At 64.8% G+C, this 17,982-nt stretch carries 10 protein-coding genes and 1 pseudogene; 7 read left to right on the top strand and 4 right to left on the bottom strand.

The features are described 5' to 3' along the window. Positions 1–26 precede the first annotated feature (26 nt). Positions 27–1,337, top strand: coding sequence for an MFS transporter (locus ECTOBSL9_RS05705; RefSeq protein WP_063464258.1), 1,311 nt, complete (start codon positions 27–29; stop codon positions 1,335–1,337). A 23-nt stretch (positions 1,338–1,360) separates the two neighbouring features. On the opposite strand, the gene ECTOBSL9_RS05700 is transcribed toward ECTOBSL9_RS05705, so the two are convergent. The 3 genes from ECTOBSL9_RS05700 to ECTOBSL9_RS05690 are packed head-to-tail and all read right to left on the bottom strand — an operon-like array spanning position 1,361 to position 8,879. Beyond that, positions 1,361–5,725, bottom strand: a complete 4,365-nt coding sequence (locus ECTOBSL9_RS05700; protein ID WP_063464257.1) for a hypothetical protein — start codon at positions 5,723–5,725, stop codon at positions 1,361–1,363. A gap of 8 nt (positions 5,726–5,733) precedes the next feature. Continuing rightward, positions 5,734–7,035, bottom strand: a complete 1,302-nt coding sequence (locus tag ECTOBSL9_RS05695) for a hypothetical protein (protein WP_156500047.1) — start codon at positions 7,033–7,035, stop codon at positions 5,734–5,736. Between the two features lie 23 nt (positions 7,036–7,058). Further along, positions 7,059–8,879, bottom strand: coding sequence for a hypothetical protein (locus ECTOBSL9_RS05690; RefSeq protein ID WP_156500046.1), 1,821 nt, complete (start codon positions 8,877–8,879; stop codon positions 7,059–7,061). A 323-nt stretch (positions 8,880–9,202) separates the two neighbouring features. Between ECTOBSL9_RS05690 and ECTOBSL9_RS05685 the strand changes: the two genes are divergently transcribed. Beyond that, a complete protein-coding gene (locus ECTOBSL9_RS05685) occupies positions 9,203–9,502 on the top strand; it encodes a hypothetical protein (RefSeq protein WP_063464254.1) in 300 nt (99 codons plus the stop codon). Between the two features lie 116 nt (positions 9,503–9,618). Here the strand turns inward: ECTOBSL9_RS05685 and ECTOBSL9_RS05680 are convergent, their stop codons facing one another. Continuing rightward, positions 9,619–12,003 (bottom strand): sucrose synthase, encoded by a 2,385-nt coding sequence (locus ECTOBSL9_RS05680; RefSeq protein WP_063464253.1) that lies wholly within the window; start codon positions 12,001–12,003, stop codon positions 9,619–9,621. Positions 12,004–12,142: 139 nt separating this feature from the next. Between ECTOBSL9_RS05680 and ECTOBSL9_RS05675 the strand changes: the two genes are divergently transcribed. The 5 genes and pseudogenes from ECTOBSL9_RS05675 to asnB all read left to right on the top strand — a co-directional run bounded on the left by ECTOBSL9_RS05675 (position 12,143) and on the right by asnB (position 17,947). Further along, entirely contained in the window at positions 12,143–12,673 is a 531-nt protein-coding gene (locus ECTOBSL9_RS05675; RefSeq protein WP_063464252.1) for a MarR family winged helix-turn-helix transcriptional regulator, read from the top strand. Between the two features lie 92 nt (positions 12,674–12,765). Further along, positions 12,766–14,022 (top strand): Zn-dependent hydrolase, encoded by a 1,257-nt coding sequence (locus ECTOBSL9_RS05670; protein ID WP_025280248.1) that lies wholly within the window; start codon positions 12,766–12,768, stop codon positions 14,020–14,022. Further along, positions 14,019–14,771: a cysteine hydrolase family protein gene (locus ECTOBSL9_RS05665; RefSeq protein WP_063464251.1), complete on the top strand. Its 753-nt coding sequence runs from the start codon at positions 14,019–14,021 to the stop codon at positions 14,769–14,771. Before ECTOBSL9_RS05670 ends, ECTOBSL9_RS05665 begins: the two co-directional genes overlap by 4 nt. A gap of 34 nt (positions 14,772–14,805) precedes the next feature. After that, a pseudogene (locus ECTOBSL9_RS05660) lies at positions 14,806–15,869 on the top strand (aspartate carbamoyltransferase). A gap of 65 nt (positions 15,870–15,934) precedes the next feature. Further along, positions 15,935–17,947 carry an asparagine synthase (glutamine-hydrolyzing) gene (gene asnB / locus ECTOBSL9_RS05655; protein ID WP_063464250.1) on the top strand — a complete coding sequence of 671 codons (2,013 nt, stop codon included), beginning with the start codon at positions 15,935–15,937 and terminating at the stop codon, positions 17,945–17,947. Positions 17,948–17,982: the final 35 nt, after the last annotated feature.

The following is a 17,982-nucleotide window of genomic DNA, read 5'->3' as shown; positions in this document are numbered from 1 at the left end:
ACAACATCTCCGACCCAGGACTCCCCATGCACCAAGCCTACGATTCCGCCCGCTTCGAACGGGCGCGCTGGACCATCTACAGCGTGCTCATCGCAGCGTACATGCTGGTGTTCTTCCACCGCTTTGCGCCGGCCATGGTCTCCGGCGAACTCACCGAGGCATTCGGCGTGACGGCGGCGGCGCTGGGGTCCCTCTCGGCCATGTATTTCTACATCTACACCGCCATGCAGATGCCGGCAGGCGTGCTGGCGGACACCCTGGGTTCGCGTTTTGCGGTGATGCTGGGCAACGCAGTGGCCGGGTGCGGCTCCATCGTCTTCGGCCTGGCGGAGACGCTGGCCATCGCCAGCGTGGGCCGTTTCCTGGTGGGGCTGGGGGTCTCGGTGGTCTTCGTCGGCCTCATGAAGAGCAATTCCGTGTGGTTCAGCGAACGCAAGTACGGCAGCATCAGCGGCCTCACCCTGCTGCTGGGCAACCTGGGAGCCATCGCCGCCACCGGTCCACTCGCCTTGATGCTGCTTGTGGTGGACTGGCGCAGCCTGTTCGTGGCCCTGGGAGTCATCGCCATCGGCCTGGCCGTGCTCTCCTGGTGGCTGGTGCGTGACAAGCCCGAACAGATGGGGTTCCCGTCGGTGCGGGAGATGGAAGGCCTGCCGCCCCACGCGCCGAGAAAGCAGCACTGGATCAAGGACCTGCGGGCCGTGCTGGCCAACCGCCGACTGTGGCCGGGGTTCGTCTATGACTTCGGCATCACCGGCAGCCTGTTCGGCATGCTGGGGCTGTGGGCCATCCCCCTGCTGCGGGACGTGCATGGCCTGAGCCGGGGAGATGCCTCCATCTACACCACCGTGGCCACGGTGGCCTTTGCCGTCGGTTGCCTGCTGGCAGGCAGTTTCTCCGACCGCATGGGCCGGCGCCGTCCCGTGCTGCAGGCCGGCGCCCTGGTCTACCTGAGCGTCTGTCTGGGCCTGCTGTTCCTGCCCTGGGGTCCCGGGATCTCTGGACTGACCCTGTTCACCCTCATGGGTCTGAGTGCGGGCTCTTTTGTGGTGGCCTACGCCCATGCCAAGGAGGTGACGGACCCGGCCCTTTCGGGCATGGCCATCGCCCTGGTCAACACCGGCCTGTTCCTGGGGGCCGCGCTGTTCCAGCCTTTGTTCGGCTGGGCCATGGACCTGGGCTGGGAGGGCCTGTTGAGCGGCGGCGTACCCGTGTACACGGCCACCGATTACCAGCGCGGACTGTGGCTGCTCACCGGCTTTGCCGCCCTGGCCACCCTCGCCTCCTGGCGGCTGGTGGAAACCGGATGCCGGAACGTCACTGTGAAGGCCGACTGACCCATGCCCCCGGGGCAGGGACATCATCGTCCCTGCCCCAGGGCCTCGATAGCCCCACCCACCAATTCCACCGCCCCCAGGGTATCCATGCCCGTGAGTTGTCGTACCGACTTGTCGGCACTGATGGGATCGTTCACCGCCAGATTCATCGCCCGTGACAGGTGACGGTAAAAATCCAGTGTCCCACGGGCTTCCTGCCGCTGGGACGGGGTTGGAGCACGTTCCACCCGTGACTGCAGCAGAGGGATCACCTTGGAGTCGATATCCTTGGCGGTGCCGCGGTAGATCTCGAAGTTCTGGTTATCCGTTCCCATGCCGATGAAACGGCGCATCTCATGGGCCTTGTGCACGGTCACGCCCCCTGCCTGGGCCGCATGCCGTGGGTTGATGACCGAATTCGGATCTGCGCCGGAACGCACGATGTCACGCACATGCAGCCAGGCCGTGTCCTGGTAGGCCTCGGGGTGGGCGCTGCTGGTGACCATCTGCCAGGACCCATCGGCGCTTCGCCCCCCGGCATTGCGGGCGTAGACCCGATTGAAACGCCCCTGCACGAAGGCGTTGGCCTCGGCCAGGCTCAGTTGCTGCGCCTGCCCGGTGGCGGGATCGATCCGCCGCAGATGACTGGCATCGCCCGTGAAACGCATCGCCAGGTCCAGGTCCATGCCCGGCGAGCTATTGCCCGCGTTGCGGATGGGTCGAAACTGCAGGGCATCGGGGGCAATCCCCTGGGCCTGCAGGTCGGCACGCAGATCCCTGACCACCTGGCGGGTGTGCAACCGGTCGGTGAAGTTGTAGTCCCTTTGGGCCAGCGGATCGGCACCCCGCTTCATCCAGAACTTGGCGTGAGGGGAGTGCTTGATGGCGGCGGTGGTGTCCATCAGCGCCCGGTTGGTATCGGTCCAGGTGCGGGTCCGCCACATCAGGTCACCGCTGTAGCGCACGCCATCCACTTCGATATAGCCCTGCTGCCGCATGCTCCGTTCAAGACGGCGGACTTGCGCGAACTGGGCCTGGTGCTGCTCCGCCAGGGCGCGGCCCGCGGCCCGCTCCTCGCGGAAATTCACCTTGCGCTGGGCCTCGCGCCAGGCCTCCCGGCGGGCCTGCCGATGGGAAGCCTGGATCTGCCCCTGTACGTTCAGGGCGGCCTGGGTGGCGGTCTGAACCACCTTGCGTTGCACATAGGTGGAGGCCACGCGCCGGGCGGCGCCCTCGACGCCGCCGGCCTGGTAGCCTTCATAGGCGGTCAGGGCATAGTCCGCCTTGGGCGACCAGTAACGCAGGGAGGTGAGCGCCGCGCCCCGGATGGCGCCGTGAACATCACCCTGCTCCGCATAACCGGCGATGCCGCCGCTGGTGATGCCGTAGGCCACCGACAGCACTCCGCCGCCGCTGACGAAGGGGGTGGCATACATGGCGTAGGTGGCCGCCTGCTGATAATTCTCCAGGATGTCCACCGCCAGTTGGGCCCAGGCCTCATCCTCCTGGGCGGCGGCACGCTGCTGTTCCGCCCGCGCCTGCAGGTTCCTGGCCACAAGCTGCCCCACCTGCGCCTGTCGTTCCAGATCCATCCCGGCGTCCCGCAACTGACGATCCACCCAGTCCCTCAGGTCGCGGCGCTCTTCCGGCGGCAGGGTATCCATCATGTGCTCGATGCGGTCCAGATTACGCCGTGAACGCTCCACCCGGGCCGCCATCTCCCGCCCCTGAGCCAGCATCTGCTCCTTGACCAGTTGGTCCCAGGCGGTGGGGGTGCGGACGAAGTTACCTGTTCGCAGGGTGGTGATGGCATCCCGCTCTCCCTGCAGGTCGGCCCGCTTGATGGTGAGCTGATGGCCCAGAAAACGGCGCTCATCCTCGTTGCCGCTGCCGCGCAAGGCCTGCTCCAGGCGCTGGATATCACCCTGCAGCCAGCCGATGTTGTTCTCGTGGAAGCGCACCCGGGCCTGCAGCGGATCATCGTCCGCCGGGGCCGGTGATCCCTCCGGAACCGCCGGGATGTCGATGCGCGCCACATCCAGATCACCCACGCCGAAGAGATTACCCACCGGCAGGCCGTGATCCGTCGGCATCAGGCGCAGGCGGCCTGCGGCCACCAGTTCACGCACCGTGCGATGTTCATACTGTTCGTTCAGGGGATGCCCCGGTATCGCCTCGGGCATGAGCACACGACACTCGACACAAGGCGCAAATTCTCCCACTTCCTCAATGGGCTGGGGCAGCAGATCCAGGGGTGCGCCGGGCTCCAGCACGACCCTTGCCGTGGGCAGCCAGGATTCCGGAGACTGCCCAAGACGGGCATCGCGCAGGCCGTATCTACCAGAATCGCCGTATCCGTGCTCGGCCCAGCGCTCACTCAAGAATGTCGGCGTCCAACGGTAGCGCCCGCTGCGCAGGATCTCCATGCGATTCCTGTTTTCCAACAGGACGCGTTCCGCCAGTTGCCGAAGATTGACACGACGCTCCTCCTCCAGCACCACTTCACTGTTCCTCACCACCCCGGCCAGCCACTCCAGGGTCTGCTGGCGAAATTCAATGTATTCCAGCGCAATGTCCGGGAAACCAGGGGGCCTATCATGTCCTTCTTCATCGGAACCGATCCGCAGGTGGCGCATCATGGCATCGAGTTCAAAGCTCTGGTGGCGTGCTATGAGATCAAGGTTCAGATCGGCGTTCTTGATGGCAGCCCAGTTTGGCACCTGGATCACGAGGATGCGCGGATCTTCATCCCCACCTGGCTGGATCAGATAGTTCACCAGTTCAATGCGATACAGCCATGGATAGGGCCAGCGCAAGGCGGGATGGCCATCCACCGTGGTCTGCGTCAGCCCGGTCATGGCATCGTCATACCTTCCCTGCATCCGGTCAGTCCGGACCCAGTCACCGGCGTCCGGACTTATGAAATGGGGAATCATCCATTCATCGATCCACTGCCATCCGGCCCAGCGCCCCTGCACGATCGTCTCCGCCGGCACCGAATCATGAATCACAAAGACCAGCATCAGCGGCGCGGTGATCTGATCCCGGGAAATGGAACCATCCCAACGCAAAAGGCGATGTTCGAAGGCGTAGTGGAACACCTTGCTCAATTCACCGAAATCCTCGTGACGCGGGCAGCCACCGGCAAACCCGCAGGCCGTTTCCGCCGACCAGCCGGGGCGGGGGACGTGATGGACCTCGGTGGGCGGGGCAAGGGATTTCACCAACTCGACGGCCTGACGGGTTCTGGCCCGGGCGCGTTCCTGCTCCTGGCGCACATCGGGTGGGCTCCCAAGGGCATCAATGGCCGCCACCACCTGTTCCATGTGCTGCTTCACTTCACCGATACGGGCGCTGAGCAACCCCACCCGATTCATGGCAGCGTCAATGTCTTCGTCCTCGCCATAGGCCATGGCCAGTTCCACGGCAAAATCCGCCTCGTCCAGCACCTCCAGCAAGGCGGCCATTTCCTGCTGTGCGGCCAGAAATTCCATCAACAAGGGGTTGAGGGCCTGCAGCCAGGCCAGCACGGTCTCACTGGGATGCTCGAACAAGGGCGCCCAGAGACGGCTGAAGGCCGCCTCGTCCGCTTCCGACAGAACGCCGTAAAGCATGCGCATGCCCTGCATGGCAAAGATCACCTGCCCTGCCCAGTAGGTATCCCCCAGGGTATTGACGCCCTGGGCCAATTCGGCGCGGATCAGCCCTTCGGGCAGGGTAGGCACGCCGGGGGGTGGGGTCGGTGCGGCAGCGGCAGCGGCATCCGGGATGTCCTTCTCTGGTGGGAACAGCAACTCGCGGGTGGCCCGGGCATCCAGACGCAGCGGAGGGTCAAAACCCTCGGGGCGTTCCAGCCGGGCCAGGATCGCCGCTTCCATCGGGTCCTGGGCGAACAGGAGAGCGCCGAACGCCCCGCCCGGCATCAAGGCCGGGGCCTTGTCGAGAGATTCCCAGTCCTCCAGGGTCCAGGTCTGCTCGATATCCAGCGCACCAGCCAGCGCGGAATCGGCACCGGATGCCTCGATGCTCAGGGTCGTGATGCGACCCATCAGTGCCTGCAGGTCCTTGAGATGACCCAGTTGATCCGGCGACAAGGACAGACGCCCCCTATCGGCATCCTCGATCCAGCGTTCAACCTGCGCCTGATCCGCAGCCAGCAGGTCCAGGGAACGGGCATGCAGCGCCATCACCAGCCCCTGATGGGCATCCGGCAACAGCCCCCAGGCGCGCAGGGCACGCACGGTCAGCTTGCCCTGGGCCGCCAGCGCCTGCAGTTCCGGGTCCAGAGCCGGTGTGTCGGCCCTTGCGGGCGCCGTGCAGTCAAGGAGCAGGGACAGGGTGCAGGCACCGATCATGCCGGCAACAAGCCGTGACATTCCGCGGCGCCTGGACAGCAACAGGGTGTTCATACCCATCCTCATTTCCCCTTGCCGGCTCGCAGCCCGGCGATGACCCTTTCTGCCTCTGCTTCCTTGCCGGGGGGGACCGGTACCACCACGTTCTGCTGGTCACGATAGACATACACCCCTCGACCACTGCTCACACCGCGCAATCCGGAATAGGTCAGCTCGATCCGGGCAGGCAGGCCCTGCTTGCCCCTTCGCAATCGCGCCGACTCAAGCCGTGATCCCAGCCCCGACCAGTGATGGGCCTGATTGCCGATGCAGACACCCTCCGGCCCCAGCCAGACCTCCGGCACCGCCCGTAACAGGCGCCGACGGGTCCACAGGGGCAGGAGCAGCACGACCAGTGCAAGCAGCATCACCATGCCCACCAGCACCCCCGCCACCACCAGACCCGCGCCCCGGTCCGGTGCAAACAGCACAAACCCCAGGCCCACCACCACGGCCATGACGGCCACCATCACCAGCCTGGCCAGTTTCTCCCCCCGGCTGCGCTGCATGTCCCGCTGCAGGAAATCCCGCCACTGACCGGGTTCCAGTTGCCAATGGGCCAGCAGCCCCTCGCCGGCCATGAGGCGCCTGAGCCAGGCATACTGACGACCAAAGATCAGGGCCGTGATCAGACCGGCCACTGCCAGCATGCCCCCGATCACGATCAAGGCGTAGACCGTATCCGGTGCCGAACGCTGAGACAGCCACAGGCCTGCCAGGGTCAGCGGCAGGAAAAAGCCCAGCATGATCAGTCCCGCCCGCATGCCCCGGGCCAGATTGCTGGCCTGGGCAGGCGATTCACGAACCGGCAGCGCAAGCATCACCACCAGGACGATGCCCATGCACACCCAGAGCAGCGGAACACCCCGGAAAGGATGAGCCTGGGCTGGGGGTATGTCACCCAGACGCTGCAGCGGATCCACCCATTGCAGGCGGTAGAAATCCAGCGCCTCCCCGTCCCGCAGGGCCAGATGCAGCCAGCCACGCGGGGGATCGGTGACGGGCACCCGCTCAGGTGTGAGCCAGGCACGGCCGCCGCCGGGACCCGGTAGATCCCGACTCCAGTCACCGGCCTCGACCTCCCGCATCGCCCCGCCGAGCTGGTCATGGATGAACTCCGCCATCGGCAAGAAGGGACGCGACTGCCGGGACTGCTCGATCACGGCGGAAGACAGGAATGGCGACGCCCGCTCCCGGGGGGCATATTGCTGCTCGTGCAGCTGCCCCCAGGCGACCGGTTCCACCATCACCAGGGTGGCGGCGGGATACCACCAGAGGGTAACGCCCACGGCCACAAGCACGGCAACGATCAGACTGCGAAACATGAGCAACATATCGATGGCCGGCCTCAGTGTGTGGGGGTGATGTCCCGCCAGGTGCCATGCACCGGGTCCAGTTCATGAAGGCCGTCCAGGGTGCCCAGATAGACTCTGTCCCCCATGGCGGTCAGTGCGTAAGGCGGCGGCCCCGGCGGTGCGTAGGCATTGCGTTCCACCCAGGTGCCATCCTCCCGACGCCGCAGGCGTACCAGACGATCGTCCTCGGTCAGCGCCAGCTCCGTGCCGTCCATCAGGGCCACGGCTTCCACATACAGAGGGTGCCGGATGGCGTCGTCGCGCCAGCGGTTCTCACCGGGGGCCAGCGAAAACACCGTCACCTGTCGACGAGTCCACAACACCCCGTCGGCGTCCAGTCCGGGCGCCCCACGTTCAAGCTGGGCAAACCAGTTGTGCTGCCATGACTCACCGGGACGCTGCCACATCAGGACATTCGCCCCCCAGGCCACCCCATGCCCCCCCGGCAGCCGCCGCAGATCCCGTAGCTGATGGCCCGGACGGGCCTCGCCGATCTCGACCGGCCTCCAGCGATCCTGTTCCGGTTCCAGGCGATGGAGCTGACCGGTGTCGGCATGTATCCCGTACACGACACCCTCCGGGCCGGTACGCAGGGCACGTACACCACCCGGCTCCGGCCATGCCGATGCCGACACTCGCCACTCCCCGGTCCGGCTGTCCACACGCCGGGGCGGCTGCCGTGCACTGCCCAGATAAAGGCGGCCCACTGCATCCACGGCCAGGGACGCCGACCCATCGGTGAGGGGAAACGGTGTTTCGATCCGCTGCCAGTCCGCGCCGGGATGGGAGCGACGGTACAACCGATCGCCCATGAGGATGAACAACCCGCCCTGCCCCGCCGACGCCACCTGGTGGACGATCAGGTCAGCCCCGAAACGGACCTGCATCCACGCCTCGTCCTGTCGGCGGTACAGTCGTCCCTCCCGGGTCCCGGCCCAGGCCCGACCCGCCCCATCGAAGGCCAGGCTGAGCACAGGGATGCCCGCCAATTCAGGCACCGCCCGCCAGTTGTCGCCACCATCCCGCGATTCCCGCACCCCATCACCGACACTGGCCAGCACCCGGCGACCATCGGCGGACACCGCCAGGGCCGTCACCTGCATGGCCTGCAGACCCGACAGGCGCTGCCAGCGGGACTCACCGGGGCGCAGACGGTAAAGGCCGCCACCATAGGTTCCGGCATGGAGGGTGCCGTCATCCGCCAACGCCAAAGCCAAAGCCAGCACGTTGCCGTTGCCCAGACCGGAGCCGACGGGCTGCCAGGTATCACTGCCGGGCTTGAGCCACAGGACACCCGCGCCCATGCCGGCGCCATACAGGGCACCGTCTCCGGCGATGACGAACTGTTGCAGGGGCTGATCCGGAAGTCGCCGGACCTGCAGCGGGGAGAGCCGGCCATCCGATAACCGCTGCGGCCCCTGGCCGAAGGATCGGACCACGCAGTGGGTGCCGTGACAGGCCAGCGCGCCGGTGGGCTGATCGCTGAGTCGTTGCCACTCGGTCTGGTCGAATGGACGCTGGTAGAGTCCGGTGCGTGTGCCGAGGATCAGTGAACGGTTGCTCTCGGCCAGGGTCACCGGCAACGCATCGGGCGCACCGGCGACACGCCGGAAGCGCCAGTCCGGTCCGCAGGCCCGATACAAGCCGCCGGCCTGACTGGTCAGCACCGACACACAGCCGGTGGATTCCGGCAGGATGCTCAGTACCGGCTGTGCCTGAACGGTACCGGTAAAGAGCAGAAGCATGGACAGCATCGCCAGGCGCAGGACAGCGACCGGACGCTTGAAAGACACCGTAGCGACTGAAATGACCATGTGCAGGCAGGAAACTCCCAGAGGCGGAAGGCCGTGATCACGGATCAAGGTCATACTGCCCCGCCCGGGCACCGCACAAAAGTCGACTATCTGTCGTCTTTAACGTGAAAGAACCAGGTCAGCTACAGACACTCCCTTCTCCCCCGAGGGGGAGAAGGGCTTGTAACGTATCTTTCATCATCTGGGGTGACTCACCACCGTGATGCATGAGCGTTAGGTGCCTGCCGGTGCTGTGGTTCTTCGCCGCTGCTGTGGGGGTGAGGACGCAGCGCAGTCCGCTGCTATGATGTCATCCGACCCCCCGTCACAAGGCCCGCGATCATATGCTCAAGCATTGGACATGGTTACTTCTGCTACTGCTCCTGGTGGCCACGACATCCCAGGCCTCCAGCCTGCGCTTCGACGGTGTGCTCATCCGCGAAGGCAGTCCCGCCTGGCTGCTGCTGGAGCACATGGGCGAGCCTCGCTATCGCAGCAGCCAGGAAACCTGCGTGCGCCAGGAAAGGCGCGGCTGCCTTGAATGGCGGGTCTCTGAGACCTGGTTCTACCGCCACAACGACCTGAACTACACCATCACTGTGAGCGACGGGCAGATCCTCAAGATCGAGTGGAGCCGGTTCTGAGGCACCCCCAGAGCGATTTACAGAGGGGATAACCTCGGACAGCCCGCCGCTTCTGGGCCAGTATTTGGGAGATTTCAGATGTCGGCATTCATAATCCGACCTGTTTTCTCGTAGTTTCACCCCTCCAGCCGGGCCGCCAGGGGCCGGTACTGGAGGGCGTAGAACATCTCCAGATAGCGCCGGGTCTCGGCCCGTTCCAGGTTGGTGACGTACTTCCAGAACCCGTAGATACGGGACAGGGTCATCATGCGTTCGGCATAGAGTTTCCAGGTGTAGCGGGCCTCCACCCGGTCCATACCGGCCTGGGAGATGCGGTTCCAGTGGCCCGGGTCGCGCTCGCAGCGGGTAAAGAATTCCATCAGGGTTTCGGCTGCCTCGTCCCCGTGGTTCGGGTCGATGTGATACCCGGAATGCCCATGCTCGATGATCTCCAGCGGCCCCCCGTAGAGGGTGGCAAACGTGGGCAGCCCCGACACCATGGCCTCGATCACCGTCAGACCAAAGGCCTCGAACAGGGCCGGCTGCACGAACACGCCGCGGTGATCGGCAATATAGCGGTAGAGTTCGCCGCAGAGCACCTTGTCCAGGCGCACCCCCAACCAGCGCACCTGGTCCTCCAGACCATATTCATCGAACAGATGATGCATGTGCGCGATCTGCTCCTGCTCCTCCCGATCGGAGGAACGGGAGGCATCGGTGTAACCGGCCACCACCACCAGGTTGGCCCGCTTGCGCAGTTCCGGGTTGGCCGCATACCAGGACACCAGGCCGGTGATGTTCTTGATGCGGTCCAGACGGGCCATGGTGAAGATGATGGGCTTGTCCGGTTCCGCCAGCACGCCGCGCCCCTCCGGGTGCGGGCCGCCGAAGACCATCTCGTGCAGCTCCTCATGCAGCCCCTTCATGCGCCGCTCGCCTTTCTGATGGGAGAAATACACCTCGGAATCCGCCCCCGGTGAAACGATGTTGAATCGGGGATCGAACACATCAATCCCATTCACCACGCGATACATGTCCGGCATGGTGAACGAACCATAACTCTCGTACTGGCCGATGGCGTGATCGGTGCCAGCAATCTCCTGGTAGGTACTGGTGATGATGAAATCCGCCGCGTTCATGGCAATGAGGTCGGCGGTGAACTGGCAGGAAAAATGATAGTGCTCCTCGTTTTCCTTCCAGTAGAGATCCGAGTACAGGTACTTGGTCTTCTCCAGGGCGTGGGCGATGTTGCACTGGGTGACGTGCATGCGCGCCGACAGCAGGGTGGCCACCAGATTGCCATCGGAATAGTTGCCCACGATCAGATCGGGACGCCCTCCCAGTTCCGCACGCACCCGGGTCTCCACGTCATTGGTGAAACGCTCCAGATAAGGCCAGATCTCGAAACGGGAAGTCCACTGGGGCACCACTTCGCCATCGCGGCCGCGGAAGGGCACGCGCAGGATCTTGGCGTTCTGGGTGCCGGAAATCATCTCCTCGGGCTGGTCGCAGGTGGTGCCCCGGGCCTCGGGAATGAGGCGAGTCACCACCAGGATGCGGGGCTGGATGTCCAGGCCCTGCTCGGCCAGTCGGTCGTGCATCTCCCGCTCCAGGGCCCGCACCTGGTCCAGGATGTAGACCACCTGCCCGCCGGTGTCGGGCAGCCCCAGCACATTGGACTGCCCGAAGAACCCATGGGGCGAGAGGATCAGCATGCTGAAGATCATGGGGATACGCGCCAGGAAGTGCTCCAGGGTCTTGGGCGAGGGCGCCTCAAGCAACTCCGAGAGCAGTTGCAGGCTTTCAATCACCCGGCCCACGTCCTTGCCCCAGCCAGCCTCCAGGCCCAGGTCCTGCAGCGCGTGAGCCACCTCTGCCCAGGGGGTCTGTCGGTCCTTGCGGGCGAGCATCTTCTCGGCGGAGCGAATGGCCCTGCGCAGGCCATCCACATCCCGCACCCGATCATTGATCATCAGTTGCTGGCCGTTGCAGCGATGCTCCCGCAGGAACTGGAACAGCTTGTCGAAACCCTGGCCCTGGCCGTCGAACAATTGGCTGGAGAGCTTGCGGTTGAGGAATTCCACGCCCTGGCCGATGGATCGGGATTCGCGCATGTTGGGGAAGTTGCGCTGAAAGGCACCGATGTCGAACTCCAGGGGGCGGTCTTCCTCCAGGTGAGGGGCCACCATGCGCTCCTTCGAGCCCAGGAACTCGCTCACGCTGAGCGGCTCCACCGCCAGCTCATCGGCATGGATGCGCAGGTAGACCCAGCGGCCTACGCGGGGGCGCACGGAGAACGCGACCCAGGGCGGAGTGATCACCGCCTCCTGCACATCCTCCACCATCTGTGCCAGGGCCGAGGTGTCCGGGGGTGGGCTGTCATGCTCCGCCTCCAGTTCCCGGAAGGCATCCTGCAGGTCCGAGCGCAGCACGAAGGCGCGCCCGAAATTCTGATAGCGACGTAGCAACAGGTAGGTGAATTCCCGGTGTTGGGTAATGTTTTCCCGCAAGGCTTCCAACATGCTGTGTCCCCCTGGTGCGCATCGGATGGCAGGTGATACGTGGCCTGCTCAGTGTAGCAAGGCCGACCGGCAAGCCCATTTGTGGGCTGTTCGCCTTAATGCTATTGTACAAAAAGGATTTGTGCAAAAAGAACATGCCATGGCCAGCCTTCAGACACGAGTTCACTCCCCACCTGCCGAACAGCATGGCAGCGGCGTTCGCGCCGAAGAGATGCGCGTGCAGGCGGTCATCCAGCGACTGCGGGTGCTGTTCCGTTCGCTGCAGGGGCACTCCCGACGCATCCAGGAAGACTGCGGCGTCAGTGCCGCACAGCTGTGGGCCCTTTGGGAGGTTCAACTGGAGCCCGGTTTGAGCGTGGGAGATCTGTCCCAGCGACTCTCCATACACGTGTCGACGGCCTCCAACATGCTGGACAAGCTGGAACGCAAGGGCCTGCTGGAGCGTCGCAGGGCCGGTCGCGATCAGCGGGTGGTCCGGCTGTTCACGACGCCAGCGGGGCAAAGCCTGCTGGACAACGCCCCCGCTCCGGCCCAGGGTGAACTCAACCGGGCCCTGCAGGCGCTGCCCGCCGAAAGCCTTGCCGCCCTGGAGGCGGGCCTGGGGGATCTGCTGGAGATCATGGAAACCCCGGACGAAAAGGCGGCACTCAAGCCCATCGCCGACGATTGACGGTGCCATCCTCGACCCGGGGCATCGCTGGCCTTGCAGCCACCCGGCCTAGTACCATCCAAAGGTCATATGCATAGCAGAGAGGGGACTGAATGACGCCCATCCGAATCAATTTCCAACGCCTGCAGCACGACATCGAGGCCCTTTCAGCCATTGGCCGGGATGCCGACCGCGGCATTCATCGCATGGCCTTCAGCGAAGGGGATCTCGCCGGGCGTCAGTGGTTTCGGGAGCGCATTCTTGAGGCGGACCTGGACTTCTACGAGGATGGCGCCGCCAATCTGCATGGTCGCCTGGACTGGGATGGTCAGCGTCCCAGCGTGATGATGGGCTCCCATCTGGACACCGTGCCGGGTGGAGGCCCCCTGGATGGGGCCCTGGGTGTACTCGTCGGGCTGGAGGTGCTGCGCACTGTGAAGGAGTCGGGCCTGCCCCTGCGCCACCCTCTGGAAGTAGTGAACTTCACCGACGAGGAAGGTCGGTTCGGCGGTCTGTTCGGCTCTCAGGCGGTGGCGGGCCAACTGACCCCGGCCATGATCCATGCGGCCCGGGACCTGGATGGCATCACCCTCACCGAAGCCATGGCCGCCTGGGGGCTGGATGCCAATGCCGCCCTGTTCGCCCGTCGACCCAGGGATTCCATCCACGCCTATCTGGAGCTGCACATCGAGCAGGGTCCGGTACTGGATCGCGGCAAGATCAGCGTCGGCGTGGTGGAAGCCATCACCGGCCTGTTCAAGTGGGACGTGCAACTCAAGGGGCAGACCAATCACGCCGGCACCACCCCCATGGACATGCGCAACGACACCTTCCAGGGGCTGGCCGAATTTGCCGGCGAGATCGAACGCATTCTGGAAGAACACGGCAGCCCCCACAGCCGCGCCACCATCGGCCGCGTGGAACTCAAGCCCGGTGCCGCCAATACCGTGCCCGGCTACACCAGCTTTTCCCTGGACGTGAGGGATACGGACCCGGACACCCTGACCAACCTGGCGGATGCCTTCCGTCGCACCCTCTCGACCATGGCCCGGCGACGTTCGCTGATGTTCGAGTTCGAAGTGCTCTCGGAATTGCCTCCGCAACGCTGCGACCCGGCGCTGGTGCAACTGCTGGAGGACAAGGCGCGCGCACTGGACCTGAAAGACCTTCGCCTGCCCAGCGGCGCCGCCCATGATGCCCAGATCATGGCCTCGCTCACCCGCACCGGGATGATCTTCGTGCCCAGCCTGGAGGGGCGCAGCCATTCGGCGGCAGAGTGGACCAACTGGGAAGACATCGAACGCGGGGCCAACCTGATGCTGCAGGCCATCCTGTCGCTGGCCACCGAGAGCGGAGGGGAACTCAAGTGAGCAATAACAAGACCCAGAACACGGCACCCAGCGCCACCTACGAAAACGTCGACCCGCTGCGCGAGCAGTACCGGGAGACCCTCATCACCAACCGGGCCCTGACCCGGGCCCTGGGCACCCACCATGCAGCGATGCTCTGCATTGACCTGCAATATCTGGATGCCGCCCGGGGTTGGGGGGTGTTTGCCGACGCGGAACGCTCCGGTCTGCCCCCCGAGTCCCAGGACTACTACTTCGATCGCCTGGAGAACACGGTCCTGCCCAATGTGCGCCGTCTGCAGGACGGCTTCCGCTCCCTGGGCCTGGAGGTGATCCACACCCGCATCCAGTCCCTCACCCAGGACGGCCGGGACCGGGGTCCGGGTCACAAGCGCCTGGGCCTGCATGCGGCGCCGGGGTCCAAGGAGGCGGATTTCCTTGAGATCGTGGCGCCTCAGGGTGACGAGATCATCATCAACAAGACGGCCAGTGGCGTCTTCACGGCCACCAACATCGAGTATGTGCTGCGCAACCTCAATATAACCGCCCTGTTCGTGGTGGGGGTTTACAGCAACGAATGCGTCTCCACGGCCATTCGGGATGCGTGCGACCTGGGTTTTTACGTCACCCTGATCGAAGACGCCAGCGCCACGGTGACCCCCGAACTGCAGCGGGCCACGATACTCACCATGAAGGACCGCTACGCCCGAGTGATGAGTACTGACCAGGCCCTGGCAGAGATCTCCAAGGTGGAAGGGATCGCCGATTGAACCGTTGTCTTTCCCAGTCAAAGAGGCATTAGTCATGGTAGTCGACTCGCAGCTTCAAAAGCCGCTTCGCCCCAAGGACGGTACCGCCGGCATCGAGCGGCCCCGAGCCCTGGCAGAGAGCATCCCCGAAGATCCCGGCCCGCTGCTGGCCCTGGCCAGTCGGCACGTGGTGTCCTCGCGGCAGTTTGACCGGGACACCCTCACCCAGCTGTTCCGCCTGTCGGCCCAGTACGAGAGCACACCGGCGCTCATGCACCTGCCGCTGCAAGGCAAGATCCTGATCAGTGCCTTCTACGAACCCAGCACCCGCACACGCCTCTCCTTCGAGAGTGCCTGGCACCGCCTGGGGGGGACATCATGTCCATCACCGATCCCAAGAGCACGGGCATGGCCAAGGGCGAATCCATCCAGGACATCGCCGAGATGTTCAACAACTACGGCGATGTGATCGTCCTGCGCAACAACGAGGACCGCTCCGTCTACGACATGCTGGATGCGCTGCGCATCCCCATCGTCAATGCCGGCAACGGCATTGACGAGCACCCCACCCAGGCGATGGCGGACGTGTATACCATCTTCAAGTGGCGCCCCGAGCTGCTGGACCCGGACCTGCCCCGCCACAAGCGTATCCGCGTGGGCATCATCGGCGTGCCCAATCGCATGCGCACCGTGCGCAGTCTGCTGCTCCTGCTGGCACGCTTTCACACGGCCATTGAGGAAGTGGTGATCTTCACGGACCAGGAGGCCCCCTTCGACGAGGGTCAGGCGGAGGAACTGAGCGAGGCAGGGCTGTCGGTACGCGTGTCCAACCAGCTGGAACCGGAGCTTCCCGACCTGGACGTGGTGTACATCAACGCCATTGCCTGGGTGGGTGACAGCTTCGAGCAGATGGGCGCAGAACTGAAACTCTCCACCGCCTCCCCCTTGAAGAAGGACTCCATCATCCTGCACCCCCTTGCCCGGGGCAAGGAGCTGGACACGGATCTGGACCCCACCCGCCACAACTGGTACTTCGCCCAGGCCAGGGGCGCGGTGTTCGTGCGCATGGCCCTGCTCACCTGCATGGTGCGCCGTGTGAGCGAAGTGATGGACACCTGAACCTGCTTCCTGCCCGTTCGATCCCAGGCATCAGCTGATACGAATTCATTAACGAGGAGTTTCCTATGTGCGGCATCGCCGGCGTCATGCACGCCGATCCCCATCAACCGGTGGATCCCGAAACCCTGGTGGCCATGGCGGCCATCCAGTACCACCGTGGCCCCGACGGCTTCGGCTACAAGGTGCAGGACGACCGCGGCGTGGGCTTCTCCCATGCCCGTCTGACCATCATCGACCTGGATGAGAACCGCGGCCGGCAGCCGTTCATGTCGCCGGACAACAACCTCATGCTGGCGGTGAACGGTGAGTTGTACGATTACAAGCGCATCCGCACCGACCTCACCTCCCGGGGCGCCAGGTTCCGCACCAAGAGTGACTCGGAGATGGTGTTGCATCTGTACCAGGACCTGGGCCTGGAGGACATGCTGCCGCATCTGCGGGGTGAATTCGGCATGGCCCTGTACGACCGCCGGCACGACCGCCTGATGCTCATTCGCGACCGTTTCGGCGTGAAGCCCCTGTACTGGACCCAGGTCAATGGCACCCTGGTGTTCGGCTCGGAACTCAAGGTGCTGTTTGCCCACCCTGAAGTGCCGCGCCGCTTCGAGGCCAGGGGTCTTTATCATCAGCTGATGCAGACCATGGTGCCCGGTCAGACCGCCTTCGAGGGCATCAACCAGGTGAAGCCCGGTCATGTGGTCACCATTGAGCGGCGTCATGGCAAGTTCGAGATCCGCGACGACCGCTACTGGGACATGGACTTCCCGCTGATGTCCGAGCGGGGTGAGGAAAAGGACGAGTCCTATTACATCGAGGGCGTGCGCGACAGGCTCATGGAAGCGGTGCAGTTGCGCCTGGAAGCCGACGTGCCCGTGGCCTGCTACCTCTCCGGTGGCATCGACTCGTGCATCACCCTGGGCCTGTCGGCGGCCCATCAGCAATCCCCGGTGAAGGCCTTTACCATCGGCTTCGACAATGCTGACTACGACGAGACGGCCATCGCCACCGAAATGGCCGAAAGCGTGGGTGCCGATCAGGACGTGATGACCCTGAACGCGGATCATCTCTACGACAACCTGGTGGAGACCCTGTGGCACGCCGAGCGCACCATCTACAACACCCTGGGCGTGGCCAAGCTGCTCATGAGCCGCCACGTAAACAAGGCCGGCTACCGGGTGGTGGTCACCGGCGAGGGCTCCGATGAGCTGTTCGGCGGTTACCCCTCCTTCCGCCGGGACATGTTCCTCCACGGCCTGGACACCCTGTCCCCAGCCGAGCGGGCCAGCTGGCAACAAATGCTGTCGGAGAGCAATCAGCTCTTCCAGGGGGCCATGCTGGCGGAGAACGAACTCCACGATCCGGCCCTGGACGCCCTGGTGGGTTTCACGCCCTCCTGTCTGCAGCCCTGGCTGGCCAGCGCCGAACACGCCCCGGGCCTGATGGCTCCCCACATGCGGGAGCAGGTGAAAGGCTATGAGCCAGGCCGGGCCATCGCCGACGCACTGGACAGGGACATGATCGAAGGCCGTCACCCGCTGGACAAGGCCCAGTACGTGTGGATCAAGACCATGCTGGAAGGCCAGATCCTCACCTGGGGTGGCGACCGCGTGGACATGGCCAATTCCATGGAAGCCCGTCCGCCGTTCCTGGATCATCACCTGGCGGAGTTCGCCACCCAGCTGCCCCCGTCCATGCGTATCAAGGGACGCACGGAGAAATACGTGCTGCGCGAGTCCATGAAGGGACTGCTTCCCAAGGTGCTGTACGAGCGTGAGAAGTTCGCCTTCATGGCGCCGCCGGCCCATACCGACCCCAAGAAGTGGGCGGCCATGCGGGCGCTGGCGGATCAGTATCTGTCGGATGACGCGGTGAAAGAGGCGGGCCTGCTGGACCCGGCTGGCGTGCAGGCCCTGTTCGACCTGCATGATGCGCCGGACACCACCCCCTCAACCCAGGTGCAGCTGGATGCCGTGATCAACCACATGATCGGTGTGCAGGTGCTGCACAGTCATTTCGTGGCCCAGGACATTCCCCGAGTGGCCCGCAAGCGGGCCGAGGCCCTGGGGTGGCATCCCTGAGGTCATAAGCCCCTCTCCCCCCTGGGGAGAGGGGT

The organism is Ectothiorhodospira sp. BSL-9 (assembly GCF_001632845.1).
Lineage (GTDB): Bacteria > Pseudomonadota > Gammaproteobacteria > Ectothiorhodospirales > Ectothiorhodospiraceae > Ectothiorhodospira.
Note: the sequence above shows the minus strand (reverse complement) of the source record. Positions and strands in the feature narration are given on the sequence as shown.

Coding starts and splice junctions, on each gene's coding strand:
- ECTOBSL9_RS05705 (WP_063464258.1), top strand. CDS start 27: ATGCACCAAGCCTACGATTCCGCCCGCTTCGAACGGGCGCGCTGGACC.
- ECTOBSL9_RS05700 (WP_063464257.1), bottom strand. CDS start 5,725: ATGAACACCCTGTTGCTGTCCAGGCGCCGCGGAATGTCACGGCTTGTT.
- ECTOBSL9_RS05695 (WP_156500047.1), bottom strand. CDS start 7,035: ATGTTTCGCAGTCTGATCGTTGCCGTGCTTGTGGCCGTGGGCGTTACC.
- ECTOBSL9_RS05690 (WP_156500046.1), bottom strand. CDS start 8,879: ATGGTCATTTCAGTCGCTACGGTGTCTTTCAAGCGTCCGGTCGCTGTC.
- ECTOBSL9_RS05685 (WP_063464254.1), top strand. CDS start 9,203: ATGCTCAAGCATTGGACATGGTTACTTCTGCTACTGCTCCTGGTGGCC.
- ECTOBSL9_RS05680 (WP_063464253.1), bottom strand. CDS start 12,003: ATGTTGGAAGCCTTGCGGGAAAACATTACCCAACACCGGGAATTCACC.
- ECTOBSL9_RS05675 (WP_063464252.1), top strand. CDS start 12,143: ATGGCCAGCCTTCAGACACGAGTTCACTCCCCACCTGCCGAACAGCAT.
- ECTOBSL9_RS05670 (WP_025280248.1), top strand. CDS start 12,766: ATGACGCCCATCCGAATCAATTTCCAACGCCTGCAGCACGACATCGAG.
- asnB (WP_063464250.1), top strand. CDS start 15,935: ATGTGCGGCATCGCCGGCGTCATGCACGCCGATCCCCATCAACCGGTG.